23 protein-coding genes, 2 tRNA genes and 1 pseudogene are annotated in these 24,964 nt (G+C 70.1%); 18 read left to right on the top strand and 8 right to left on the bottom strand.

The window, feature by feature from the left end; all coding sequences use genetic code 11:
- Positions 1-276: 276 nt before the first annotated feature.
- The 4 genes and pseudogenes from ACFPK1_RS03285 to ACFPK1_RS03270 form a co-directional block, all read right to left on the bottom strand.
- On the bottom strand, positions 277-534 hold the full coding sequence (locus ACFPK1_RS03285) for a hypothetical protein (protein ID WP_378019442.1): 258 nt from the start codon (positions 532-534) through the stop codon (positions 277-279).
- A 346-nt stretch (positions 535-880) separates the two neighbouring features.
- Positions 881-971, bottom strand: a tRNA-Arg gene (locus ACFPK1_RS03280).
- A 99-nt stretch (positions 972-1,070) separates the two neighbouring features.
- The gene (locus tag ACFPK1_RS03275; protein ID WP_378019441.1) at positions 1,071-1,280 is read right to left on the bottom strand and encodes a hypothetical protein; all 210 of its coding nucleotides are present in this window, start codon (positions 1,278-1,280) and stop codon (positions 1,071-1,073) included.
- A gap of 293 nt (positions 1,281-1,573) precedes the next feature.
- Positions 1,574-2,559, bottom strand: a pseudogene (locus ACFPK1_RS03270) (IS5 family transposase).
- 339 nt (positions 2,560-2,898) lie between these two features.
- Here ACFPK1_RS03270 and ACFPK1_RS03265 point away from each other — a divergent pair.
- Together ACFPK1_RS03265 and ACFPK1_RS03260 are read left to right on the top strand one after the other, a co-directional pair.
- Entirely contained in the window at positions 2,899-3,087 is a 189-nt protein-coding gene (locus ACFPK1_RS03265) for a hypothetical protein (protein ID WP_378019440.1), read from the top strand.
- A gap of 110 nt (positions 3,088-3,197) precedes the next feature.
- On the top strand, positions 3,198-3,719 hold the full coding sequence (locus tag ACFPK1_RS03260; protein WP_378019439.1) for a DUF397 domain-containing protein: 522 nt from the start codon (positions 3,198-3,200) through the stop codon (positions 3,717-3,719).
- A gap of 235 nt (positions 3,720-3,954) precedes the next feature.
- Here the strand turns inward: ACFPK1_RS03260 and ACFPK1_RS03255 are convergent, their stop codons facing one another.
- Complete coding sequence (locus ACFPK1_RS03255; RefSeq protein ID WP_378019438.1) at positions 3,955-4,500, bottom strand: hypothetical protein; 546 nt, start codon at positions 4,498-4,500, stop codon at positions 3,955-3,957.
- Positions 4,501-6,452: 1,952 nt separating this feature from the next.
- On the opposite strand from ACFPK1_RS03255, the gene ACFPK1_RS03250 reads away from it, so the two are divergent.
- From ACFPK1_RS03250 to ACFPK1_RS03210, 9 genes are all read left to right on the top strand, one after another.
- Positions 6,453-7,658 carry a helix-turn-helix domain-containing protein gene (locus ACFPK1_RS03250; protein ID WP_378019437.1) on the top strand — a complete coding sequence of 402 codons (1,206 nt, stop codon included), beginning with the start codon at positions 6,453-6,455 and terminating at the stop codon, positions 7,656-7,658.
- Between the two features lie 4 nt (positions 7,659-7,662).
- Positions 7,663-8,220, top strand: a complete 558-nt coding sequence (locus tag ACFPK1_RS03245; RefSeq protein WP_378019436.1) for a flavoprotein — start codon at positions 7,663-7,665, stop codon at positions 8,218-8,220.
- 134 nt (positions 8,221-8,354) lie between these two features.
- The gene (locus ACFPK1_RS03240; RefSeq protein WP_378019435.1) at positions 8,355-8,690 is read left to right on the top strand and encodes a hypothetical protein; all 336 of its coding nucleotides are present in this window, start codon (positions 8,355-8,357) and stop codon (positions 8,688-8,690) included.
- On the top strand, positions 8,687-8,938 hold the full coding sequence (locus tag ACFPK1_RS03235) for a hypothetical protein (protein ID WP_378019434.1): 252 nt from the start codon (positions 8,687-8,689) through the stop codon (positions 8,936-8,938). Before ACFPK1_RS03240 ends, ACFPK1_RS03235 begins: the two co-directional genes overlap by 4 nt.
- A 255-nt stretch (positions 8,939-9,193) precedes the next feature.
- Positions 9,194-9,874 (top strand): hypothetical protein, encoded by a 681-nt coding sequence (locus ACFPK1_RS03230; protein WP_378019433.1) that lies wholly within the window; start codon positions 9,194-9,196, stop codon positions 9,872-9,874.
- Positions 9,867-10,751, top strand: a complete 885-nt coding sequence (locus ACFPK1_RS03225; RefSeq protein ID WP_378019432.1) for an FtsK/SpoIIIE domain-containing protein — start codon at positions 9,867-9,869, stop codon at positions 10,749-10,751. Before ACFPK1_RS03230 ends, ACFPK1_RS03225 begins: the two co-directional genes overlap by 8 nt.
- On the top strand, positions 10,748-12,259 hold the full coding sequence (locus ACFPK1_RS03220) for a replication initiator (protein ID WP_378019431.1): 1,512 nt from the start codon (positions 10,748-10,750) through the stop codon (positions 12,257-12,259). The genes ACFPK1_RS03225 and ACFPK1_RS03220 overlap by 4 nt, the downstream gene beginning before the upstream one ends.
- A 16-nt stretch (positions 12,260-12,275) precedes the next feature.
- Positions 12,276-12,464 (top strand): helix-turn-helix transcriptional regulator, encoded by a 189-nt coding sequence (locus tag ACFPK1_RS03215; protein WP_378019430.1) that lies wholly within the window; start codon positions 12,276-12,278, stop codon positions 12,462-12,464.
- A 2-nt stretch (positions 12,465-12,466) separates the two neighbouring features.
- Positions 12,467-13,636, top strand: coding sequence for a tyrosine-type recombinase/integrase (locus ACFPK1_RS03210; RefSeq protein ID WP_378019429.1), 1,170 nt, complete (start codon positions 12,467-12,469; stop codon positions 13,634-13,636).
- A 56-nt stretch (positions 13,637-13,692) separates the two neighbouring features.
- On the opposite strand, the gene ACFPK1_RS03205 is transcribed toward ACFPK1_RS03210, so the two are convergent.
- Positions 13,693-13,766 (bottom strand) — tRNA-Lys (locus ACFPK1_RS03205).
- Positions 13,767-14,304: 538 nt separating this feature from the next.
- On the opposite strand from ACFPK1_RS03205, the gene ACFPK1_RS03200 reads away from it, so the two are divergent.
- Both ACFPK1_RS03200 and ACFPK1_RS03195 read left to right on the top strand, forming a co-directional pair.
- On the top strand, positions 14,305-14,817 hold the full coding sequence (locus ACFPK1_RS03200) for a hypothetical protein (RefSeq protein WP_378019428.1): 513 nt from the start codon (positions 14,305-14,307) through the stop codon (positions 14,815-14,817).
- A 370-nt stretch (positions 14,818-15,187) separates the two neighbouring features.
- Entirely contained in the window at positions 15,188-15,976 is a 789-nt protein-coding gene (locus ACFPK1_RS03195; protein ID WP_378019427.1) for an ArsR/SmtB family transcription factor, read from the top strand.
- Here ACFPK1_RS03195 and ACFPK1_RS03190 read toward each other — a convergent pair.
- Positions 15,966-17,003 carry a PHP domain-containing protein gene (locus ACFPK1_RS03190; protein ID WP_378019426.1) on the bottom strand — a complete coding sequence of 346 codons (1,038 nt, stop codon included), beginning with the start codon at positions 17,001-17,003 and terminating at the stop codon, positions 15,966-15,968. The genes ACFPK1_RS03195 and ACFPK1_RS03190 overlap by 11 nt on opposite strands.
- 88 nt (positions 17,004-17,091) lie before the next feature.
- Here ACFPK1_RS03190 and ACFPK1_RS03185 point away from each other — a divergent pair, with 88 nt between their 5' ends.
- The 5 genes from ACFPK1_RS03185 to phoU all read left to right on the top strand — a co-directional run bounded on the left by ACFPK1_RS03185 (position 17,092) and on the right by phoU (position 24,099).
- Positions 17,092-18,675, top strand: coding sequence for a Rieske 2Fe-2S domain-containing protein (locus tag ACFPK1_RS03185; protein ID WP_378019425.1), 1,584 nt, complete (start codon positions 17,092-17,094; stop codon positions 18,673-18,675).
- Positions 18,676-18,680: 5 nt separating this feature from the next.
- Positions 18,681-19,799, top strand: a complete 1,119-nt coding sequence (dusB, locus tag ACFPK1_RS03180; RefSeq protein WP_378019424.1) for a tRNA dihydrouridine synthase DusB — start codon at positions 18,681-18,683, stop codon at positions 19,797-19,799.
- Positions 19,800-20,025: 226 nt separating this feature from the next.
- Complete coding sequence (locus ACFPK1_RS03175) at positions 20,026-20,979, top strand: GGDEF domain-containing protein (protein ID WP_378019423.1); 954 nt, start codon at positions 20,026-20,028, stop codon at positions 20,977-20,979.
- A 173-nt stretch (positions 20,980-21,152) separates the two neighbouring features.
- Positions 21,153-23,336 carry an LCP family protein gene (locus ACFPK1_RS03170; RefSeq protein ID WP_378019422.1) on the top strand — a complete coding sequence of 728 codons (2,184 nt, stop codon included), beginning with the start codon at positions 21,153-21,155 and terminating at the stop codon, positions 23,334-23,336.
- A gap of 106 nt (positions 23,337-23,442) precedes the next feature.
- Positions 23,443-24,099 (top strand): phosphate signaling complex protein PhoU, encoded by a 657-nt coding sequence (gene phoU, locus ACFPK1_RS03165; protein WP_378019421.1) that lies wholly within the window; start codon positions 23,443-23,445, stop codon positions 24,097-24,099.
- Positions 24,100-24,179: 80 nt separating this feature from the next.
- On the opposite strand, the gene pstB is transcribed toward phoU, so the two are convergent.
- Positions 24,180-24,956, bottom strand: coding sequence for a phosphate ABC transporter ATP-binding protein PstB (pstB, locus tag ACFPK1_RS03160; RefSeq protein ID WP_378019420.1), 777 nt, complete (start codon positions 24,954-24,956; stop codon positions 24,180-24,182).
- Positions 24,957-24,964 lie beyond the last annotated feature (8 nt).

Raw genomic sequence — 24,964 nt, 5'->3', positions numbered from 1 at the left:
CCATGGTCGACGCCCGGAGGGCGCTCGGCGGTGTGACCTGCGCACGGAAGAGCGGGGGCGCTTCTCGGCTGGGGTCGTCGTTCGTGGCTAACGGCACCCGAGCGGACATAGAACCGGTTATCCGGCGGCGAACCCCCCGAGCCAACCCTCGGCAATGTGATCACGGCCGCGCGCACGTATGCGGACGGTCTGAAGTCAGACCGGCACCGTTGCCTGAGTGCAGATCACGCTCAGGGATGACCTCGACCCTCTCCTTGACAACGCGAGACAGCCCGGTCACCCATCGAGAGCACCGCCCGCTCCGGGGATGAGCTCGACGGCGGCTGATGCAGTGCGGTGGTCGAGGCGGGGTCGTCGGTCGCAATGGGCTCGGCACCGCCGGAGCTCCGCGTAGAAGGAGTCGAAGACGTTCCCGTCGAGAGCGCCAACCTTCACCGAACCGATGAGGGGCCGGATGTGGTTGTCGGCGTAGCCCATGTACGTACCGATCGTGCTCGTATCCCGGTCGAGGACCTCGAAGTACTTGTCGAGCATCTGGTTGACCGTCGCCGCGGTTCGAGGGCTGCGGCGCTCGTCGAGCTGCGTCCCGAGCCGGCGCGCGGCCTTCTCCGCTTCCCGAGCAGCACGCGGACCGGGCGGAACGACCTCGCGCAAGTACATGCGACGGCCAGTGACTGGGTCAGTGCCAGCGAAGAGCGAGACGCGCAACGAGCCGCTCGGCAGCTCCTCGATCGTCCCTCGCCGGGCGCTACGCCGGCCTCTCCCCGCGGGCCATGACGTGGAGAGTACAGCGCGCCGTGCTCCACGATCTGCTCCACGAGAGTCGCGAGGACGCTCGTTGGAAGGGCTTGTTCGACTCATACTCGCAGGTCAAGATGGGTGGGCCCCGTGGGACTCGAACCCACAACCAACGGAGTCGTAGTCCGAGCTTGGTGACGTTGGTGGTCGATGGTGAGCACCCACGCTGAGCTGCGCCGACGCTCCCGCACGGTTCCGACCGTCTCGCGGCGCTGGTGGTCGTTGGCGGCTGGTAGAGGGCAGTAAGCGGTGCCGGTGATCTTGCTCCGGAGTCAGGCCGAGATGAGCGGCTTGTAGCCGAGGACGGACGCGGCGCCGTCGAGGTAGGCGCGGCGGTGCGCCCTCGGGACCCACTCCTCGACCGGCCGCACCGTGAGCATCCCGCCGCCGGCGATCCGCCAGTAGTCCTCCTCGGCGAGCGCGATCGAGGCGTCCTGCTCACCCTGCGCCTGAGCCTGCTCGTTCTCGGTAATGCCCGGCACGCTGCCCGAGCTCGTCGACGTCGTCCAGACACCAAGGGCCGGTGTGGTCTCCCCGTCGGCCAGGTCCTCCCGGAGCGCGCCAGGGCCAGGGGGCCAGGTGGAGCACCCGACGCGCTGAACGACCTGGCCCCCTGGTCCTGGGGTGCTACGCCCTCGCGGTGGCCGGCGGGGAGACCTGCCCTTTCACCTCCCCGGAGGTCGCCTAGGGTGCGGGGGCGGCGAGCGCCCCGCTCGTGGTCGCCGCTCTGCTCAGGGGCACTCCATTGCACGGCCCAGCAACTAGGGCGCGTCTCTTAAGTGGTGGTCTGGAGCCAGAGCAGGATGGCTCGTAGGACCAGGCCGCCGCGGAAGACCGGGGCGTGTTTGTCGTATCGGGTGGCGAGCCCGCGCCAGCCTTTGAGCAGGTTGAAGCCGCGTTCGACGACGTTGCGGTTCTTGTAGTCGGTGGCGTCGAAGCCGACCGGTCGCCCGCCGCGGGAACCGCGGCGGGCCCGGTTGCGCTTCTGGTCGTCGGGTTCCGGGATCACCGCGTGGACGTGGCGGCGGCGCAGCAGCGCGCGGTGGGCGCGGCTGGAGTAGGCCTTGTCCGCGCGGAGCGCGACCGGTGTCGTCCTGGGCCGGCCGCGGCCGAGTCGGTCGACGGCGAGCTCGTCGAGTAGCCGGACCAGCTGTGGGGAGTCCCCGGCCTGCCCGGGGGTCACCGCGATCACCAACGGTCGACCCGCCCCGTCGACCAGGGCGTGGGTCTTGCTGGTCAGCCCGCCGCGGGAGCGGCCGATGGCGTGGTCGCCCGGCTCGTCGTCACGGCGCTGCTCAGCTGGCCACGGCCCCAGCCGATGCCACCGGCCGCCGTGCCGAGATCGTTTCTTGTGATTCGATCTCGCCCCCTGTGTAGCTCGAGGGCCCCTGCGACGTAGCTCGAGGGCCCCTGCGACGACCTCGCCGCGGTGGCGCCGTGCTGGTGGACTCTCGATGTCGAGGAGTCGACCGAGACCCGCCAGTCGATCTGCCCGGCGGCGTCGGCCTCGGCCTGCAGGATGGCCAGCACCTCGTCCCAGGTGCCGTCCAGGCTGAACCGGTGGTGGCGCTTCCACACCGTCTGCCACGGCCCGAACCGCTCGGGCAGGTCTCGCCAGGCGATCCCGCACCGGTAGCGGAACACGATCCCCTCGATCACCTGCCGGTGATCACGAAACGGTCGTCCCTTGCCGTACTGGGCGGGCAGCAACGGCTCGATCCGAGCCCACACCTCATCCGAGAGCACCGGTCCACGACCCACACCCTGATCGTGGACCGGCCCAGCTCACGAACTTGGGAGACACGCCCTAGCCGGACGGCCCACGGAGGACCGCGGCACGCCCGCGTCGATCTCCGATCGAGCCACTGTTGCGAGCTGTAAAGCGCTGTTGGTGCTCGTAACTGATCGCAAATCTTGGTATCGGCTTGTGATGGACCGATACGAATTGTGTGCAGCCAGCGCCAGTAGTACGTGGGCGGAACGATTAGTGGGAGGTTGTGGAACCTTGACAGTGTGTCTTGTAAACACTCCGTGCTAGGGCGATCCTGATTTACATCACCCCGTTGCAAGAGGCAGTGGGAATAAATATCAGGAGGCGAAATGGACCAGAAGATCCGAGTGCTCCTAGTCTGTATTGCTCTACTGCTCGGCGTGGCGGTGGGGCAGGTCGCGGGCATCCTCGCTATCGTGAATGGCGCGTCCGTGGCGCAGGCGTTCACTGCCGGAGGGATCGCGTTTGGTGCGACAGTGTCACTGTCGTTGCTAGTGAAAGACGCACTGTTCCAGTAGTTTGCATAAAGACGGGAAAGGGTTCAGCGCGGGGCCAGCGCGCGAGAACGCGAACCCTGCTAAAGTATCGGACACATACGTGCTGACGCTTGTTGCTGCGGAGGTCGAGAATGCCCACAGCCCTTAAGCGGCCACAACTGCCCGAAGGCCCATTGGACAGACTCTTCAGCGAGTTGCACGCCCTACATGGACTCGCTGGCTGGCCGAGCACAAGAGAGCTTGCCGCTAAGTCAACGCCTCGCGTAAGCCACACCACCGTCCACGCGTTGTTCACGAGCGGTCGCCTGCCGTCGATGCCTCTCTTGCTCAACATCGTTGAGCAACTTATCGAGCGAGCACCGCGTCTGAACATGAGCAGTAGCGAGATATCTGATCTTTTCGTCGAGACATGGCAGGCAGCTGCTGACGCTGGCTCAAATAGTGCTCCGATCTATAATAGAAGCGCCACTGAAGGGCCGAAATTTACAAGGTCCTCGTTTTGTGTAGGTACGCAATGCGTGGAGGTGGGGATAGTGGACGGGAGCGGAATCGCCATTCGCGATTCAAAAGATCCGAGTTCGCCATCTATCATCTTTACCCACAGTGAGTGGATGGCATTCCTGAGGGGCGTGAAGGTGGGAGAGTTCGATTAGCAAGCACGTATGCGTGTCATCTCTGCGGTTCCGCGACCATCATCGGTGAGTCGTGCGCGTCTACTGCTGGTCTATGGGCGTGGCCGGGCGTGCCCGCGCCGGCCGCCGGGCCGAAGGTAGAGGCGTGCCGGCTGCGGAGCCGCCCGGTTCCGGCCCGTCAGGGCCGGCTTGAAGACGTACAGAAAGTCCTCACCGAGCCTTCCACTGGGCAAGCCGACCTCGGGATCGCAAAGCGTTAGGAGTCGAGGTCCCGCCATGGAATCGCAACCGTGCGCCGGAAGTCGCCGCGCCGGCTGTCCACGTAGCGCGAGTGCTCGTAGATCAATTGCTCTCGGGTAATGTCCTGCGAGGGGCCTTGACCCCGATAGTGGGAGCGCTTCGAGAAGGGGTCGATACCGACCGCCGCGATGGGGTTCATCTCGAAGAGATGTTCCCCGGTGAGCGTCACGTGCTTACGGTCAGTCGGCGCTGTGGTCCACCAGAGTGGGCCGCAGTTCTCGGCCCGATCGGTCGTAGCAACGAACGTCATAGCCGCGTCCAGCCTGTCGGCAACGGACCACAACTTAGCTAGGTCCTCCTCGCGCAGTCCTGAAGCGCTGCTCTTGCATTCCCCGATCACTAGTCGGCCATCGTGGAGGAGTAGTACAACATCTATCTCGGGAAGCTTGTTCGATGGGTCGTCCCAGAACTCCACTCCGGGATATGACCCAAACACGGACTTCGAAAGAAGGCGGTGCATGTACGCCTGCGCCAGGATCGGAGATAGGAGGTCGGCACTCATTGCAGCAGTCAGCAGCCCAGAGCCTTGGTATCGGAAGTTCAGGGTGTCAAAGCCGAAAGGTCTTTCGACAGCTTCACCGCAACTGCGACACATGATAGGAGGCGCTAGGTCCGCCATCGGTCGCCACTGTTCACCTTGAGTGCCGCAGTTTGGACATTTCACTACCACTCCACGCCGGACAATCCTTACTCGTTCCGCCCAACGAACCCAAGATTCTGCTGCGTGCAAGCCGTCGAATGAGCGTCGAATTCGAGCAAAGACCAAGCTCGTAACGTCATCGGGATCGATGGGACCAAGACTGTCTCGAAAGAGTCTGTTCAAGTAGGCGTGGTCGACGCTCTCGGGTGAAGCTTTGAGGCGTTCAGCAATTCCGGCCGCCAGTTCACCGAGGCGGCGCTTAATGAAACGGAGTCCGCGCCGGTTAGTCAACTCCTCAAGGAGCACCATAACTGACGGGCTCTTGAGCCAGTCGACCTCTTCCAGCCCGCCGATTTGCGTCAAGAACCGCTCACCCAAGGTACCCGGGGCGCTCGGCGAACACCTAAGACCGCGGTCAGCTGCAATAGCGTGTAGGACATCCCGAGGTGTCGGGTAGGGAACTTGGGCAAAGCCTCGCTCGGCCGGGGACGAGATTACGCATCCTCGTGCGAAGCGTGGTCGAGCGACTCGCGCGAACGAGAGAGTGGCACTTGGCGGAAGCGTGAGGCCCGCGACCTCTACCGTCAGATTCATGGAGCCGCTAAATGTTTGCCGCAAGTCCGTGCCGAGGTGGCTCTGCTCACCGTCGGCGGCAGCGGGTACGCTGCCTAACCCGTCCGTAAATGTAGCAGTGCCGCTCGTCACAATTCCTGGGCCAGTAAGAGGTTGCAGGAAGGATCGCCAGTCGTGTGCTTGCAGCAAGTGATGGGCGTGGGCGATCTCCGCTAGCTTCTCCGGCTCGACTGACGTACTTACAAGCGCAACGTAGTTGGTCCTGAAACCCCACCACTTAGGGGCGTTCTCTCCAATCCATCCGGCAACCGTGTCTCCGGCATCCTCAGTTACCGGCACACCCAGCGGGAGGCCCGCTGGTAGCCCGTGAATCGCCCTGAGATTCCAGAGCAGACAAAGATCCGATACGCTGCCAGGTGTATAGACCACCACAATGTTCGGGCCAAAGTCAGCGGCCATTCCCCGCGAGCTCGGAATTAGTGGCTCGTCTTCGAACTGACTCCCGAGCCCCGCACTGTAGATACCCAAGAGAGCGGTGCTCAGGACGCAAGCAGTCGCGGACCACGGGAGCCTCAAGCTTTGGAGCAAGTCAGGACCGGATAGTTCGTCAGCTGGGTGCTCGAACGACAAGATATCTGCGTAGGTGGCGTCCGGCCTGATACTGGCTGCTCTCGCATCCCCTTCGTTGAGGTGCAACGGCAGTCTTCCCCAGCAGGCCGAGTACGCGAGATGCCACGGACTTTCTAGAGGCAAGTCATTTGCAACCAGCGCAGCTGGCCACCTCCGCTCACCTGGAGCAAGGTCTAGTGCCGCCAGAGTGAGCGGCCGTCGGCCATATGGCGATTTTGGAACTCCTGTGACCTCCGATCGCGGGGGTAACCACCCTTCCGCAATCTCCCATTCGATACCATGGGTCTGCGCCTGATCGATGAAACTCGCGTCGACGAAGCGTTGCCAGGATGGGTCGATTGCTTCTCCGGAGTCGTCCGCAGGGATGATCGGGTGTTGGGCACCACCCCACGTGTTACATGAAGCTTCGATAGCTTCTAGACAGTCTGCGTAGCTTGCAGCAGGGACGTAGTTCGCGATAACCCTCGGAGATAGGGTCCTTTGAATAGAAACCGTACCATTCAACTTCAGGTCGTTCAGGACTCTCATGTATTTCCATCCCGCCGAGAACTGTCTTCAATCGGGTCTCATCGCGCGTGGCCACGGAAGCTTCGGTGTGAGACAATAGCATTGTGTCAGCGGACTCCATCGGCAAGCGGATTGCGACGTATCGTCGCAGGCGCGGTCTCAGTCAAGCCGCGCTCGCAGGCTTACTCGGACGGTCGGAGTCGTGGCTCTCGCAGGTCGAGCGTGGTATCCGGTCGGTCGACCGAATGTCGGTGCTTCTGGACCTCTCCCGTCTGTTGAACATCGAGGTGCAGGCGCTGACTGGCACTGCGTGGCAGCTCGCCCCGAACGGCGGGCCTCGGGCGGAGGGGCTCGGCGAGATTCGCTCGGTGCTCACTCGATACGCGAACCTCGTGGAGGACGACGTCCCGGCGCCGACGGCGACGTCGCTTCGCGCGGTGGCCTCAGACCTCCACCAGGAGTACCAGGCGGCCAAGTACGCGAGCGTGATCCGCGAGCTGCCGATGCTGATCGGCCAGGCGGACTCGGCGCTCCTGGGTGCAACTGGTGACGACCGAGAGGCGGCGTTGTCATACGTCGAGGCGTACGTCGTCGCGTCGAAGCTGCTGACCAAGCTCGGCGTCGGCGACCTGGGTGCGGTGACGGCGGACCGTGCGGCGATGGCGGCCGGCCGGACGGACTCGCACGTCGCGCAGGGGATGGCGATCTATCAGGTCGTGACCGCACTTCTCCGGTCCGATCAGGTCGACCAGGCTGACCAGCTCGCCATGCGGATGGCGGAGCAGCTCGTGCCGCGCGTGCGGTCGGACGACCCGGCGCTGGTCTCGGTAGCAGGCGCGCTGTGGTTGATCGCCAGCGTGATCGCCGCTCGTCGCGCCGAGAAGTGGGAAGCCGAGCGCCGACTCGATCGCGCGGAGATGCTCGCCGGGATGCTCGGACATGACGCCAACTACGCGTGGACGGCGTTCGGCCCAACGAACGTCGCGATCCACCGCGTGTCAGTGGCGGCCGAGCTTGGCGACCCGGCGGCGGCGCTCGACGCGGCGGCCGCGGTCGACCTCGACCGGCTGCCCGAGGGACTTGCCAGCCGGCGCGCTCAGGTGAACCTCGATCTCGCCTGGGCTCAGGCGCAGCGGAAGCGCGACGCCGAGGCCACGCTGAACCTCCTCGAGGCGGAGAGCGCCGCATCCGAAGCGGTCGCCCACAACGTCATGGCCCGAGAGGTCATGCGCGAGATGCTCGCGCGCTCCAAGCGCGGCCACGGCTCGGCACTGCAAGCTCTCGCGACTCGCGCGGGTGTGCTGCACTGACGTCATGTCGTCGCCCCTCGGCCTGGTGGTCTGCGGTGCTCCGCTGGCATCCCGCGCCGACGAGGTTGCGCGCGCCCTGGTCGAGGCCGGCTGGTCGGTCTCGGCCGGTGTGACGGAGTCCGGAACCGGATGGATCGACGCCGACACGTTGTCCGAGGCTTCGGAAGCACCTGCGTCCACACGCCGTCGCCAGCCCGACGAGCAACGACGAGAGAGCCGCCCCGAGCACGTCGTGGCGCTCCCGCTGACCTTCAACACGGCCAACAAGATCGCCCGCGGCGTGATGGACAACCACGTGACCGGGACTCTGTGCGATGCGCTCGGCACTGGAGCGACCATCGTGTCCGTGCTGTTCGTCAATGACCGGCTGTGGGCTCACCCGGCATGGGCGCCGACCCTTGACACGCTGACCTCGGCCGGCGTGGTGTTCCTCGACCCACACTCCGGCCGTCTGGGACCGCCTGTTCCCGTTCGTTCCGGTACAGGTGAAGATGTCGTCGCCGGCTTCGATCCGGAATGGGTCGTCCGCGCGTTGCAATCGCGCCGAGCAGCGACGGCCTGATCGCACTTCACACGACCCGCACATCTGTGCGGGTCGCACTTTTGTGCGGGTCGAGTCGCTGACCTGCGGTTTTCCTGGTGTTGCGCCCCGAACGGATCGGGAATCGCGCAACGAGTCCCTGGAGGACCGCAGGCATGGCAGCGATCAAGGTGGACACCTCGGCGTCCCGCTACAGCGTGGGCGTAGTCCCGAAGCCGAAGAACGACATGGAGGGCCGCCAGCGCGCGGACCGCATCACCGGTACCCCGCTGTTCGTCACGCAGCTGATCAAGCTGGACGACGACGGCGCGGAGATCATCCCGGTGACCACTCCTGGAGCCCCTGACGTCGGTCAGGGCGCGGAGGTCCGGCCGGTGAACCTCGTCGCGATCCCATGGCAGCAGGCACAGCGCTCCGGGGTCGCGTTCCGGGCGGACGCCATCGAGCACATGCCCGCGTCGGCGCCCACGCCGAAGGGCTCGGGCTCGTGACCGCCGCAGCCCGCAGCGAGGCGCTCTGGCAGGGACTCAACTCCACTCAGGCCGACGGCACGGAGTGCGTCATGTGCGAGCGCTCCTTCACCTGGCCCGAGCTGCCCGACGCCTACCGGCCCACCCCGGTACCCGGCACCCGCTCCGGGCCCGCCGGCATCCCGGCCGTGCCGGTCGGCCGTTCCGTGACCGGGTCGCAGGTCTTCGCGTGCGCGGGCATCTGCGCGGCCCTCGCTTGGCCCGACTGACCGTCCGCTCCCACGGGGGTCGGGGCTGACTTCCCCGCAGCCCCGACCCCCTCTCCCATCCCGTCCTCTGGCCGGCGCGGTCCGGCCTCGGCTCTCCACGGAGTGATCGTCATGGCTCGTTCTGCCTCGTATTCCGCCCGATCCCGTCCATTCCTTCGCGCCTCTCGTACCGACGGATTCGAGATCATTACCGCCCCGACCACGCACCCCGCCGCACGTGTCGCGGGCCTGGCGATCCGGCTCCGCGCCGAGATCATGGCGGGCCTCGCCGTGGTCGCCGGCTGGCTGCTGCTCACGACCTGGATGCCGTGGGGCGCCGCGCTTGCTCTCGTCGCCGTCGTGATCGCCGTCCTGGCGGCGGTTCCCGTCCTGCGCAGGTTCGTGAGCCGACGAGCGATGGCGACGATGACCCGCCACCGGCTGCGTCAGGTCCTCGTCGAGCGTCGCTGCCTGAACTTCTCCCGCGCCGCTCCGCTATTCCTGTGGTCCCACCCGACCGAGGTCGGCGAGACCGTCTGGCTGCTCCTGCGGGCCGGCATCAGCCCGTCGGACATCGAGGGCGAGGTCGAGTGGATCGCGTCCGGTTGCTTCGCCCGCGACGCCCGCGTCACCCCCACCCGCCGCATGACCGCCCTGGTCAAGGTCGACGTCATCCGCCGCGACCCGCTCGCGACCGAGCTGATCGCCTCCGAGTTGGACGACTGGACCGCCACCACCGGCCAGGCACCTTCGCGCGGCACCGTGATCGTCCCGCCGACCCCGGCCAACCGTCACTGGTCGGGCACCGGCAACAGAGCCGGTACGCCGGTCCCCGCCCCGCGCGCGACGCTTGACGAGCACGACGACGTCCCGCTGGTCATCGACCACGCCGAGCGGGCGAAGGACGACCGGGCCGCGGTGCCCGACCGGAGTGGGGACTGGTCGGACTATGTCTGAGCCGGTCCGCCTCCGTTCCCTGCTTCGCGACTGGATCAGCGTCGTCCGGTCTCCAGCGCCGGCATACAACGAGGCGCCCGCACCGTCGGGGCTGTCGATCTGGGACCCGATCCACCTCGGGGTGGACGAGTACGGCCGCCCGGTCCGGGTGACGCTCGCCTACCGCAACGCCCTGCTGGCCGGGGAGCCCGGCGCGGGGAAGTCGGTCGGGCTGAACTGCATCGTCGGCCACGCCGCCCTGGCAACCGACTGCGGACTGTGGCTCTTCGACGGCAAGCTCGTCGAACTCGGCCTCTGGCGCACCTGCGCGGAGCGGTTCGTCGGCCCAGACCTCGACGACGCGATCCAGGCCCTCGGCGACCTGCAGACGGAGATGGACCGCCGCTACGACCTGCTCGACACCGAACGCCGCCGCAAGATCACCCCCGACGATGCCGCCCACGGGGTCGCGCCGGTGGTCGTGGTGCTCGACGAGGTCGCCTACTACTCGGCCACCGTCGGCACCAAGAGCCAGCGCGAATCCTTCTCCGTGGCTGTGCGCGACCTCGTGGCCCGGGGACGGGCCGCTGGGATCATCGTCGTGGCTGCCACCCAGCGCCCCAGCTCGGACATCATCCCGACCTCGCTGCGGGACCTGTTCGGCTACCGGTGGGCGTTCCGCTGCACCACTGACAGCAGCTCGGACATCGTGCTCGGCGCCGGCTGGGCCACCCGCGGGCACACCGCCGCCGCGATCGCGCCCGAGGACAAGGGCGTCGGGCTCCTGCTGGCTGAGGGCGGCGAACCGCGCCGGATCAAGTCCGCGTACCTGTCCGATGAGCAGGTCTACGCCCTGGCCGACCACGCCGCCGCCCTGCGCGCCCGGGACGCGGCATGAGCACCACCGCCGACGACGCCCGCGAGACGGTCGAGAGTCTCGGGGCGCGGCGACGAGCTCGCGACGCCAAGACCGCCTCGCTGGCCGAGCTCGCCACCGCGGTGCGCGCCGATCACGGCCGGTGGATGAGTCACGTGGCCGGCGCCGCCGGTTGCTCCCACCCGATCCGGCTGGTCGGCACCGTGACCCGCGTCGAAGCGTCGACCGGCCGCATCACCCGCGACACCCACACCACCGAGATGCCCGACGGCGTGCTCTACACCCCCTGCGGCAACCGCCGCGCCTCGGTGTGCGCCGGCTGCGCCGAGACCTACCGCGCTGACACCTACCAGCTCGTCACCGCCGGCCTCGTCGGCGGCAAGGGCGTCCCCGCCTCGGTGGCCGAGCACCCGTGCGTCTTCCTGACCGTCACCGCCCCGTCTTTCGGCCCGGTCCACGCGCACCGCAGCGACCGCGCCGGGCGCACCATCGCCTGCCGCCCCCGCCGCCACCTCGAGCACTGCCCCCACGGCGTCCCGCTGGCCTGCTTCGACCGCCACGACGACGACGCACCCGAGCTGGGCCGCCCGCTGTGCCTGGACTGCTACGACCACCCCGCCCAGGCGGTGTGGAACCTGCACGCTGGGGAGCTGTGGCGCCGCACCATGATCGCCGCCCGACGCGGCATCACGACGCTGGAGAAGCGCCACCACATCAAGCTGCGGCTCTCGTACACCAAGGTCGCTGAGTTCCAGGCGCGCGGCGCGGTGCACCTGCACGCCCTGGTCCGGCTCGACGGCCGCGACCCCACCGACGCCGACGCCGTCCTCGTCCCCGACGCCCGGGTCGGCGCCCACCACCTCGCCACTGTGCTGCGCCGCGCCGTCGAGGACACCCGGTTCACCACCGCCCCTCACCCCGCCCGTGAAGCCGGCTGGCCCATCGGCTGGGGCGAGCAGGTCGCCCATCGCCCCGTCCGGCTCTCCCGGCTCGACCTCGACGACACCGGCGAGATCACCACCGGCGCTGTCGCCGGCTACCTCGCGAAGTACGCGACCAAGGCCACCGAACTCGCCGGCCACGCGTCCGAGCGGCTGCGCCCCGACACCGTCCGCGAGTACGCGCGCCTCGACACTCATCCCGGCCGCCAGATCGACACCTGCTGGCACCTCGGCACCCGCCCGGAGACCGCCGACTCCGTCGAGTGGACAGCTGGCTGGGGCCGCCTCCAGCGCTGGGCGCACATGCTCGGCTTCGGCGGGCACTTCTCCACCCGATCCCGGCGCTACTCCACCACCCTCGGCGCCCTGCGCCAGGCCCGCCGCGACTGGCGCCGCGAACACGCACCCCGTCCTGACGAGGACGACGACCTCGCGGACGAGGACACCACCGAAGTCGTCGTCAACTCACTGGCCTTCGCCGGCGTCGGCTGGCACACCAGCGCCGACGCCCTGCTCGCCAACACGTCGGCCGCCAACGCCCGCGCCAGGAGGCGAGCCGCGAAGGAGGAGACCGACACCGCAGCCTGACCAGGAGACCAACCCGATGCATCCGCGAGAGCGACTCTGGTCCGTCCAGGACCTCGCCGAGTTCCTCGGCGTGCCGATCGTGACCATCTACCACTGGCGTCGCACCGGCTACGGGCCGCGAGGCACCCGCGTCGGCCGCTACGTGAGGTACCGCGAGGCCGAGATCGAGCGATGGCTCGACGAGCAGGTCGAGAAGGTGGGATAGCCGTGCCCCGCCCACCGCTGCCGCTCGGTACCCACGGCAACATTCACGCACAGCAGCTCGCGAACGGCTCGTTCCGAGCCTTTACCCGCTTCCGGGATCACGACGGCGTGACTCGCAAGGTGGAGCGCAACGGCCCCACCAGGGCGGCGGCGATGAACCGTCTCCGCGAGGACCTCCGCGACCGGGCACGGCAGGACACGGCGTCGACCCTGCGCGGCGACTCCCGCTTCAAGGTCGCGGCCGAGCAGTGGATGGAAGCGGTCACGCTCCTGGTCGACCAGGGTCTGCGCTCACCGAGCACGGCACAGATCTACCGGTCCACCCTCGACGTGCACGTCCTGCCGGCACTCGGGGAGCTGCGGCTGCGGGAGGTGACCGTGCCTCGACTCGATCACTTCGTGCAGACGGTGAACCTGCACAAGGGGCCAGCCACCACCAAGCTCGTGCGGTCGGTCGTCTCCGGGGCGCTCGGTCTCGCGGTGCGCCACGGAGCGATCGCGTCCAATCCCACGCGCGAGATTGCGGAGGTCAGCGGACGGCGGCGCCGGGCCGCTCGGGCGCTGTCCGCCGACGAACGCCGGGCCTGGATTGCGCGCCTGGCCGGCGACGAGGACGCGCGACGCAAAGACCTCCCGGACCTGTGCGCGTTCATGCTCGCGACCGGCGTGCGGATCGGCGAAGCCCTCGCCGTCAGCTGGGAGGAGATCGACCTCGACGCCGGCACCGTCGCCATCGACTGGACCGTCATCCGGATCAAGGCTGTCGGTCTCGTCCGGAAGCGGACCAAGACCCAGTCAGGCGAGCGGACGTTGCACCTGCCCGGCTTCGCGCGCTCCATCCTTCGTCGGCGCTACCTGGCCGCCGGGGGGCGTGGCCCGCTCTTCCCGGACTCCCTCGGTGGTTGGCGTGACCCCTCGAACACGCTGAAGGCGCTTCGCGCAGCGCGCGGCTCGGAGGAGTTCGCCTGGGTGACCTCGCACGTGTTCCGGAAGACGGCGGCGACCGAGCTGGACGATCAGGGGCTCAGCGCGCGGCTGATCGCCGACCAGCTGGGCCACGCGCAGGTGTCGATGACGCAGAACACGTACCTCGGCCGGCGCGCGGTCTCGTCGGCTGCAGCGGAGGCCCTGGACCGTGCATACCGCGACGACGAGGAACGTAGCGGCGGGTAAGCGGTGGGCTGATCTTGGACAACTGCACAGTGGAACGCGCCGAGCTGCGGGTCGGGTGGGCCCCGTGGGACTCGAACCCACAACCAACGGATTAAAAGTCCGTAGCTCTGACCCATTGAGCTAGAGGCCCCGCGACCGCCGTGAGCCGCGGGACGAGCGTAGCCGGGCGAGCCCCCGGAGCAGTGATGCGCCGGGGCGACCCCGCGCGCGTTGGGCCGTTCGGCGCATCAAGCGTGGCGTTCGGCGAACGTCGGCGGGCCGTCACGAGGTGGGAGCGCTGCGTACACGGAGCCCCACTCGGTGCAGTCGGTGACTCCCGTCCGGGTGAGCAGGAGTGCCGCCCGGAGGAGCAGCCGCGAGCTTTCCGCAGGTCAGGGACGCGCGGCGCGGTCCGCGGTCGTCGCACGCGGCGACGCGCCGGGACGGGACACCGGGTGACCGTCTGACACAGCGTCACCGATGGTCACCGTCGGGTCACTGTCGTGCTGCGGTGAGGAAACGAGTACGAACACCGGGTACCGGAGGTCCCACCTCCGGCACGCACGACCGATGCGGTTGGTCGAGCACTCCCCAACTCTCGACGCCTCACCGCCGCGACGGTTGCCCGCGGGCCCCGACGGAGCGCTTGACGCCTCAGGCGCGCCGCCGCACCGAGAGGAGCCACCGACATGTCGATGGCCGTGGTCATGTCCGAGATGCCCGACGTCTGGCGCAAGGTGCTCGCCGAGCACGTGCCCGACGCCCAGCAGAACTGCCACGAGTGCTTCCAGGGTGGGTCCCGGGCGAGCTGGCCGTGCCAGACCTACCGGATCGCGCAGGAGGCGAAGTGGGTCGCCGAGGGCGGCCTGCCCGGCACGGGCCCGCACGGTCCCGGCCCGAGCCGCACCCGGGTCAGCCCGCCGGAGCCGGAGCCGTCGTCGGCCTCCCTCGGAGGGTCGGACGCGCTGCTCGGGTCGTCGTACGACGGGTCGTTCGGCGAGCCCCTGAGCCGGCACGGCGACCCGCGGGAGCCCGCGCCCGCGACCGGCGGCTGGGCCCTCGACGATCGCCCGCTGGCGGGCGACCCGCTCGGTGAGACGTCGCACCCCACCACGGGGGAGCGCCCCTACGGCTCGACCTTCGACGCGCCCTACGGCGCGTCCTTCGGCGTCGACGACCGGCTGCACGCCTCGCGCTGGTAGACGCCGGCCCGGAGACGGGAACGCCCCCGGAGCGGCTTCCCGTCGGCCCGGGCGTGCCGGGCGATCGGGCCCCGACTGGACGACGGTCGGGGGCTCCGGGGGCTGGTGTCCTGCCTGGATTCGCTGGCCGCCCTGCCGCAGGATCACTGCCTGCGGACCGGCCATTCCACGGCCTTCGAGCGACTAGCTGACGGACACCTCACGAGTCCTGTCGTTCATCAACGCTGGACCACCTCCTCTCCCGTGTACCTCCACGTTAAGCGCGTCGCGATCACCCCGCAAACGGCTTCCGCGCGACCTCGTTGACAGGCAACCAGCCGGTTCCCTATCGTTCGATGGGCAACCTGGCGGTTGCCTGATCGGAGTGGTGATGGACGAGGTGTTCCGCGCCCTCGCCGACCCCAGTCGGCGGGCGCTGCTCGACGCCCTGCACGAGCGCGGCGGCCAGTCGCTGCGCGAGCTCGGCGAGGGACTGGACATGACGCGCCAGGCCGTCGCGAAGCACCTGGGCGTGCTCGAGGACGCGGGCCTCGTCGTCACCTCGTGGCACGGGCGGGAGAAGCACCACCACCTCAACGCCGCGCCGATCAACGACGTCGCCGACCGGTGGATCCGGCGGTACGACCGGGCGCGGGCGGAGGCCCTCGCCGACCTCAGAGAGGCGCTCGAGGAGAACGAGATGTCCGACGACTTCGTCTACGTCACCTACATCCGCACGACACCCGAGAAGCTCTGGCAGGCCCTCACCGAGCCGGCGTTCATCACGCGGTACTTCGAGGGCGGCGGCCCGCAGTCCGACTGGCGGGTGGGCTCGAAGGTGCTGTGGTCCATGCAGGGCGAGGAGCACCACGACTGGGACCAGCGCGTGCTCGAGGCCGACCCGCCGCGGCGCCTGTCCTACAGCTGGCACAACTACCAGCCCGAGATGGCCGAGATGTTCGGGTGGAGCGACGAGCGCCTCGCCGAGCTGCGGCAGGAGAAGATCTCGAAGGTCACGTTCGACATCGAGCCGGCCGGCCGGGCGGTCAAGCTGACCGTCACCCACGACGACTTCGCGCCCGACAGCGAGATGCGCGAGGGCGTCTCGCAGGGCTGGCCGGCGATCCTGTCGAACCTGAAGTCCTACCTGGAGACCGGCGAGCTCGCGGTCACCGGTTGACGTGCCGCCAGGCGGCGAGGTCGTCGGCGGAGCGGGTGTTGACGATCCGGTCCACCGGCACCTCGCACTCCTGCGCGCGCTCGCAGCCGAAGGGCTGCCAGTCGAGCTGCCCGGGGGCGTGCGCGTCGGTGTCGACGACGAACTCGCACCCCGCGGCCAGGGCCTGGCGCAGCAGGTCGCGCGGGGGGTCGAGGCGCTCGGGGCGCGAGTTGATCTCGACGGCGACGCCGTTCTCGATGCACGCGTCGAAGACGGCCTCGGCGTCGAACGTCGACGGCGGCCGCGTCCCCCGCCCGCCGGTGACGAGGCGCCCGGTGCAGTGGCCGAGCACGTTGACCAGCGGGTGCGACACCCCGGCGATCATGCGCGCGGTCATCAGCTCGCTCGGCGCCCGCAGCTTGGAGTGCACGCTGGCGACGACGAAGTCGAGCTCTTCGAGCAGGTCGTCGGGGGCGTCGATGTCGCCGTCCTCGAGGATGTCGACCTCGATGCCGCGCAGCAGACGGAACGGCGCCAGCTCCTCGTTGACCTGCGCGATCACGTCGAACTGCCGGCGCCGGCGCTCGGGGGTCAGGCCGTTGGCGACGGTGAGGTTCTCCGAGTGGTCGGTGAGCACCATCCACTCGTGCCCGAGGTCGCGGGCCGTGCGCGCCATCTCGAGGATGTCGCTGCCGCCGTCGGACCAGGTCGAGTGGGTGTGGCAGTCGCCGCGCAGGGCCGCGCGGATCGCCGCGCCGCCGCCGACGGGCTCGGTGTGGCGGGCCTCGAGCTCGGCGAGCGTCGTCGACGTGCCGCCGTCGAGGACCTCGGTGACCACCGCGGCCGTCTTCTTCCCGACGCCCTTGAGGTCGGTGAGGGTTCCGTTGCGGGCGCGGGTGGCAACCTCGTCGGGATCGAGCTCGGCCAGCCGTTCGGCCGCCGAGCGGTAGGCCTTCACCCGGTAGGTCTCGGCCCGCTCGCGCTCGAGGTAGAAGGCGACGGCGCGCAGTGCGGCGATCGGGTCGCCGTCGACGGGGAGGGCGGTCACGTGGTCAGGGATACCCCACCCGGAGCCGCCGTGGGCCACAGCACCACGGACAATCGGCGGTGAGCACTGTGATGGAGGTGGTCTGCTCGTGCGGGTGACCGGAGTCGGGCACGCGGGGATGCGTTTCGAGACGGCGGGCGGCAGCGTGCTGTGCGACCCGTGGGTGAACCCGACGTTCTTCGCGTCGTGGGTGCCGTTCCCCGACAACACGCAGCTGGACTGGGACGCGCTGGGGGACTGCGACTACCTCTACGTCTCCCACCTGCACCGCGACCACTTCGACGCGGACAACCTCCGCGAGCACGTGTCCAAGGATGCGCGGGTCCTGTTGCCCGACTACCCCACCGACGAGCTCGAGAACGAGCTGCGCGAGCTGGGCTTCCAGCACTTCGTGCGCACCGAGTCGGGCGTCCCGCAGGAGCTCGACGGCGGCCTGCGGTTCATGATCACCTCGCTGAAGGGCCCGGGCGACGGGCCGATCGGCGACTCGGCGCTGTCGCTGGACGACGGCACCGCGCGGATCGTGAACCAGAACGACGCGCACCCGCTCGACATCCCCAAGCTGCTGGAGTTCGGCGCCTACGACGCGCACTTCACGCAGTTCTCCGGGGCCATCTGGTGGCCGATGGTCTACGACCTGCCGAAGGCCGCGAAGCGCGAGTTCGCGCGCCGCAAGCGCATCGGCCAGGAGGATCGGGCCATGCGCTACATCCGCGAGGTCGGCGCGCCGCACGTCTTCCCGACCGCGGGCCCGCCGTGCTTCCTCGACGACGAGCTCTTCAAGTGGAACGCCCTGGGCTACGAGGGCGTCGAGGGCGAGTCGATCTTCACGGACCAGTGGGAGTTCCTGGACCGGATGCGCGAGCTCGGCCACGAGGGCGGCCACCTGCTGCTGCCCGGCACCACCGCCGAGATCGGCCACGGCACCGTCGACGACCTCACCCACCCGGTGTCCGACGCCGAGATCGAGACGATCTTCCTCGACAAGGAGCGCTACCTGCGCGACTTCGCCGAGCGGGCCCGTCCGGCGATCGACGCGCAGAAGGCGCGGTGGTCGGCCCCGCAGGCCGACATCCTGCGCCAGCTCAAGGAGTGGATCGAGCCGCTGATGAAGCGGGCCGACCACATGTGCGACGGGATCGGCGGCGTCGTGCGCATGGACCTGCACGGCGTGCCCGACGACACCCCCGGTGTCGACGAGGACGGCACGCTCTCGCTCGCGTTCGACTTCACCGGGCGCGAGATCCGCGTCTGGAACGGCGAGTCGGCCCGCTACCGCTGGGGCGTCCCCGCGACGCTCGTGCAGACGAACATCGACACCGGCGAGGTCGACTGGTCGAACTCGCTGTTCCTCTCGGTGCGCTTCACCGCCACCCGCGTCGGTCAGTACAACGAGTACCTCTACACGTTCTTCAAGTGTCTGTCCGAGGAGCGGATGGACTACGTGGAGAACTGGTACGACGCGCAGAACGACGACGGACGCGACATCGAGCTCGACGGCTGGAAGGTCCAGGCGCGGTGCCCGCACCTCTCGGCCGACCTGTCGAAGTTCGGCTCGGTCGACGGCGAGGTGCTGACCTGCTCACTGCACAACTGGAAGTTCAACCTCCGCACCGGTCGCTGCCTGACCTCCGCGGGTCACGAGATCCGGGCCGAGAAGCTGGGAGAGTAGAAGGCGTGCTGCGCATCGGTCCCCTCGAGCTGCCGACGCCGGTCGTGCTCGCGCCGATGGCGGGCATCACCAACGTCGCGTTCCGCCGTCTCTGCCGCGAGCAGGGCGCGGGGCTCTACGTCTGCGAGATGATCACCGCGCGGGCGCTGGTGGAGAAGCACCCCGGCACCGCCGAGATGATCGCCTTCGACGCGGACGAGAAGCCGCGCTCGATGCAGCTCTACGGCGTCGACCCGGTGACGATCGGGCGCGCGGTCGACCGGATCGTCGACGAGGACCTCGCCGACCACGTCGACCTCAACTTCGGCTGCCCGGTGCCCAAGGTGACGCGCCGGGGCGGCGGGGCGGCGCTGCCCTACAAGCGGCGGCTGTTCGGGGCGATCGTGCGCACGGCGGTCGAGGCCGCGTCGCGGGGCGGGCTGCCGCTGACCGTGAAGATGCGCGTGGGCATCGACGACGACCACGTGACGTTCCTCGACGCCGGCCGCATCGCCGCCGACGCCGGGGCGGCGGCCGTGGCCCTGCACGCCCGCACGGCGTCGCAGCGCTACTCCGGGCACGCCGACTGGGACCGCATCGCCGAGCTGCGCGACGCGCTGCCCGCGACGACGCCGGTGCTCGGCAACGGCGACGTCTTCGCGGCGTCCGACGCCGTGGCGATGATGGAGAAGACCGGCTGCGACGGCGTGGTCGTCGGCCGCGGGTGCCTGGGGCGGCCGTGGCTGTTCGGCGAGCTCGAGGCGGCGCTGGCCGGGCGGCCGATCCCCACGCCGCCGACCCTGGGCGGGGTCGCCGCGGTGATGCGCCGGCACGTCGAGCTGCTCATCGCCCACCACGGGCACCACAAGGGCGTGCGCGACTCCCGCAAGCACATGAGCTGGTACCTGCACGGGTTCGCGGTCGGCTCCGAGCTGCGCCGCGAGCTGGGCATGATCGACGGGCTCGACCGGCTCGACGAGCTGCTCGCGAAGCTCGACCACGACCTGCCGTTCCCCGCCGACGCGGACGGCCCGCGCGGCCGGCAGGGCTCGCCGGCCCACGTGACCCTACCCGAGGGCTGGCTCGACGACCCCGAGGACGACACCGTCCCGACCGCCGCCGACGTCATGCACAGCGGCGGCTGAGCACTACTCCCCGTATCAGGGCGACCTGGGTCACATCACCGCAGGCACCCATGATCCCGCAGGACCACCGGCGCGGGCGACTCAAGGTGGGCCGAACGGGTCGGCCGGTGGTTCGTCTACGCAGCGTCACCTGCGCCGGACGACTGAAGTTGTCGGCGACGCGGGGAAGGACCGTTACAACACGGTGATCCGGGGCGACACTGGTGGCAGGACGGAGGTGGTGTGTGTGCGGCTGGCCGGGCTGCTCCAGGGACGCGGGAGCACGGCGGTGACGACCGCCGAGCCGACGCGCAGCGAGAGGGTCGAGACGCCGGCATCGCCGCCGAACACCACCGTCACCTGCGGTTTCCCCACCTCGCCGATCGTCGGCCTCGACGCCGTCCCGTCCGCGGAGACCTCGGCCGACAGCCGGGCCGACCAGGCGCGGGCCCACGAGGCCGCCGCCGAGGTCCTCGCCGACCGCGGCGACTGGCGCCGGGCGTACCACCACCTCAAGGCCGCGGTCTCGCTCGTGCGCGACGAGCAGACACTCCCGGCCGGCGTGCCCGATCAGTTACGCGTCGAGGTCGATCGTCTCCGGCGCGAGCGTGCCGAGGCCCGCGAGCAGAGCCGGCGCGACAGCCTCACCGCCACGTGGAACCGGCGCTACCTCGACGAGCGCCTCGGCACGCTGCGTGATGGCTCCGAGGACGCCGCGGTGTGCGTCGCGCTGGCCGACGTCGATCACTTCAAGCAGGTCAACGACACCCACGGCCACGCGCTGGGCGACGAGGTGCTGCGCCGTCTCGTCGACCTCATGAGCGAGGGCCTGCCCGAGGACGGCTTCTGCGCCCGCTACGGCGGCGAGGAGTTCGCGCTCGTGCTGCCCGGGCTCGAGCCCGCCGAGGCCGTCCGGGTCTGCGAGGAGGCCCGCGCGCGCGTCGACGCCCACCCGTGGCACGAGATCGCCGAGGACCTGCGGGTGACGGTCAGCGTCGGGGTCGCGTGCCTCGGCGACGGTGGCTGCCCCGGGTCGCCGGGCCTGGACGCCGCCGACGCCCTGCTCTACGTGGCCAAGCGCGCCGGGCGCAACGCCGTGGCCTACCGCGACGGCGCCGACGGCGAGGTGCGCCTCGCCGGTGCCGCGGGCGGACGACGCGGCATCGCGGCCGCGGCCCGCCGGGCGTTCCCGTCCGCGTGACGGTCTGAGCCGAACCTGAACGTATCCGGGGGTGACGTGTCCCCCGGTCGAGTGGTGCCCGTTGTGTCCGACTATCAGCGTGGCGTAGTGGACCCGGCGCCGACGTGACCGGATCACGCCGTAGTATTCCGCTGCTGCTGACCTCCCCGGCCCGTGCATCCTCGAGGAGTTGCGTGACCGACGACCGCGCCGGTGACCCGGTCGGGGGCTCCCGCCCCGCGGCGACCGGATCCGACGCGGCCCGCTCGTCCGCCCTCGCCGGCCCCGCCTCGGCGCCGTTCCGGATCCCCGTCGCGACGCCGGTCGCGGACCGCCGCCCGACGATGGTGCGGCTGACCCGGCGCAGCGGCCCGCGCCTCGGCCTGCGCCCGCCCGGCGCGGCGCTGGTAACCGCGCCGACCGCGACCGCGGCGGGTCGCTCCTCGCCGGGGACGCCGTCGTCGGGTATCCCCTCGCCCGCGGCCGCGGCGGCGCCGTCGACCCGGGCGCCGGTGGACGCGGTCACCCTGCCCGCGGGCCGCGTGCCCGCCGGTCGCGGTCCGGGCACCGGGGCCGGTCCGGGCACCCCGGAGCCGCCGACCGACGCCGTCCCCGAGCCGCCGGCCGCGCGCCCGCCGGCGGCCGCGCCGATCGTGGCGCCGACGACGAGGGCCGGTGGCGCCGATGTCGTCCGGCCCGCCGAGGCGCCGGCGGCCCCGAAGGTGCTCCCCCTGGCGGTGACGTCGGCTCCCGCGGCAGCGACGCCGTCGCCGGACGCGGCGCCCCCGGTGCCCGTGGAGGAGCGCCGCCGGCCGGCCGCCGAGGCGCGGGTGGGCGAGGCCGACTACGCCGCGACGTCCGCGATGCTGGCGTCGGCGGGCGCGCGCCTGGCGGCGTGGCGCCGCGGCTGGACCGGGCCGCGGGTGCTGCGGCTGGTGACGGCGACGTGCGCGGTGCTCGTGGTCGTGGTGTGCGGGCTGGGGTGGGGCGCCGCGTCGTGGGTCGAGGCCGCGGTGCGGCAGATCGGGGCGCTCGACCCGAACTCCCCGGCCATCCAGAACGCCGCGGCGCAGGCGGGCGACCAGAACTTCCTCGTCGTCGGCTCGGACAGCCGGGCCGGCGCGCCGCCCTCGGAGGACGCCGGCGACACCGCCGACGTGCCCGGCGCCCGCACCGACACGATCATGATCGTGCACGTTCCCGAGGACCGCTCGGGCGTCACGGTCGTCTCCTTCCCCCGCGACCTGGAGATCACCCGGCCGGCCTGCGAGCGCTGGGATCCGGTGACCGGCGCCTACGCGCCCCAGATGCTCCCGCCCGCGCCGCGGGTGAAGCTCAACTCCGCGTACGCGGCCGGCGGCCCGCGCTGCGTCACCCGCGCCGTCCAGGAGCTCTCCGGGCTGGCGATCAACCGCTTCCTGGGCGTCGACTTCCAGGGCTTCCAGGGCATGGTCGACTCGGTGCGCGGCGTGCCGATCTGCGTCGAGCGGCCGGTGAAGGACTCGGTGCTCGGCCCGATCATCGACCGGCCCGGTCCCACGGTCCTGACGGGGCAGCAGGCGCTCGACTACGTGCGCGCCCGCCACGTCGAGGGCGACCCGTCCAGCGACTACGGCCGCATCCAGCGCCAGCAGCGCTTCCTCGGCGCCCTGCTGCGCTCGGTGCTGTCGGCGGGCACGCTGCTCGACCCGGGACGGCTGAACGGGCTGGTCGAGGCGGTGTCGCGCTCGACGTTCGGCGAGAACATCGGGTCCGACCAGCTGCTCACCCTCACGCAGTCGCTCGGCAGCCTGGACCCCCGCTCGGTCGCCTTCGTCACCGTCCCCACGACGGGCATCGCCAACGACCGCGGCAACGAGGTCCTGCGCCCGGCCGAGGAGCGCGCGATGTTCGACGCGATCATCGAGGGCCGCCCGCTGCCGGGTGCGCCGGGTGCTCCCGCGGCGCCGGCCCCGGCGCCGGTCGACGTCCGCCTGGTCGACGGGCGCTCCCCGGCCGACAGCGGCTCCGACGACGGCGGCGACCCCGACGAGGAGTCCGAGGACGGCGGGTCGTCGTCGGGCCCGTCCGCCGCGTCGATCGCGGAGCGGCTGCGGGGCGCGGGTTTCGGTGTCGTCGCCGACGACAGCGGCTCGTCCTCGAACGGCCGCGGCACGTCGATCCGGTACTCCCCCGACCAGGCGGTCGCCGCACAGGCCCTGGCGGCCGCGGTGCCGGGGGCGACCCTCGAGCCCACGGCGTCGGGCAACGGCACGCTGACCCTCACCCTCGGCGACGACTTCGACGGGCGCGTGCGCTCCAGCTCCGCGGGGATGGGCGGCGCCCCCTCCGCGCCGGTGAACCCGACCATCACCGCCGCCGACGCCACCTGCGCCTGAGGGCGACGACCGTCACGGCGCTGACGAGGGGTTTCCCCGGCCTCGTTCATCCCCGGTTCACGCCGCGGTCGGATGGGCGACCGCGGATCCGCGTAGGTTGCGGCCCATGCGCGCGGCCTACCACGAGAAGCTCGACGCCCTGTCCGGCGAGCTGGCCGAGATGTCCCTGATGGCCGGCGAGGCCATGAAGAAGGCGACGAGCGCCCTCCTCGAGGGCGACCTCGACCTCGCCGAAGAGGTCATCTCGGAGGACAACAAGATCGATGCCCTGCGCAGCCAGGCCGAGGAGCAGGCGTTCGGGCTCCTCGCCCTGCAGGCGCCGGTCGCCGGTGACCTCCGGTCGGTCATCGCGGCCATCCACTCCGCGGGTGACCTCGAGCGGATGGGCGACCTCGCCCTCCACGTCGCCAAGGCGGCCCGCCGGCGGCACCCCGCCAAGGTCCTGCCCGAGGACGTCACCCCCTACTTCGCCGAGATGGGCCGGGTCGCCCTCGACCTCGCCCAGGACGCCCGCCAGGTCATCCTGACCCGCGACATCGAGCTCGCGTTCACCATGGAGTCCGACGACGACGCCATGGACGACCTGCACCGCCACCTGTTCACCCTGCTGCTGAGCAAGGAGTGGCCGAGCGGCGTCGCCCCCGCCATCGACGTGACCCTGCTGGGCCGCTTCTACGAGCGCTTCGCCGACCACGCCGTCGCCGTGGCCCGCCGCGTGGTCTTCATGGTCACCGGCAAGATGCCCAACACCCCCGAGGCCTGAGCGCCCCGGAGAACAGCCCGGAACGACGAGAGCCCCTCCCGCACGGTGCGGGAGGGGCTCTCGTGCGTGCGAGGGACGACTCAGCCGAAGCGGCCCGAGATGTAGTCCTCGGTGGCCTGCTCCTTCGGATTCGAGAAGATCTTCTCGGTGTCGTCGATCTCCACGAGCTTGCCGGGCTTGCCGGTGGCCTCGAGGTTGAAGAACGCCGTCTGGTCACTCACCCGCGCCGCCTGCTGCATGTTGTGGGTGACGATGACGATCGTGTACTCCTTCTTGAGGTCCGCGATGAGGTCCTCGATCGCCAGCGTCGAGATGGGGTCGAGCGCCGAGCAGGGCTCGTCCATCAGCAGGACATCGGGCGCCACCGCGATCGCGCGGGCGATGCACAGACGCTGCTGCTGACCACCGGAGAGGCCGCCGCCGGGCTTGTCGAGCCGGCCCGAGACCTCCTTCCAGAGGTTCGCGCCGCGCAGCGAGGCCTCGCAGACCTCGTCGAGCTTCTTCTTGTCGCGCACGCCCGCGAGCTTGAGCCCGGCCACGACGTTGTCGCGGATGGACATCGTCGGGAACGGGTTCGGGCGCTGGAACACCATGCCGATCGTGCGGCGCACGGCGACCGCGTCGGAGCCGCGGCTGTAGATGTCCTCGCCGTCGAGGAGCACCTCGCCGTCGACGCGGGCGCCGGGGATCTCCTCGTGCATGCGGTTGAGCGTGCGCAGCACCGTCGACTTGCCACAGCCCGACGGTCCGATGAACGACGTGACGCTGCGCGGGGCCACCGACAGGTTCACGCCGGCCACGGCGTGGAAGTCGCCGTAGTAGATGTCGACGTCCTTGAGGTCGAGACGCTTGGCCACGGGGTTTC

Source organism: Actinomycetospora rhizophila, assembly GCF_042657905.1.
Lineage (GTDB): Bacteria > Actinomycetota > Actinomycetes > Mycobacteriales > Pseudonocardiaceae > Actinomycetospora > Actinomycetospora rhizophila.
The sequence above is the reverse complement of the archived record's forward strand: the minus strand, read 5'-3'. Positions and strand labels throughout refer to the sequence as shown.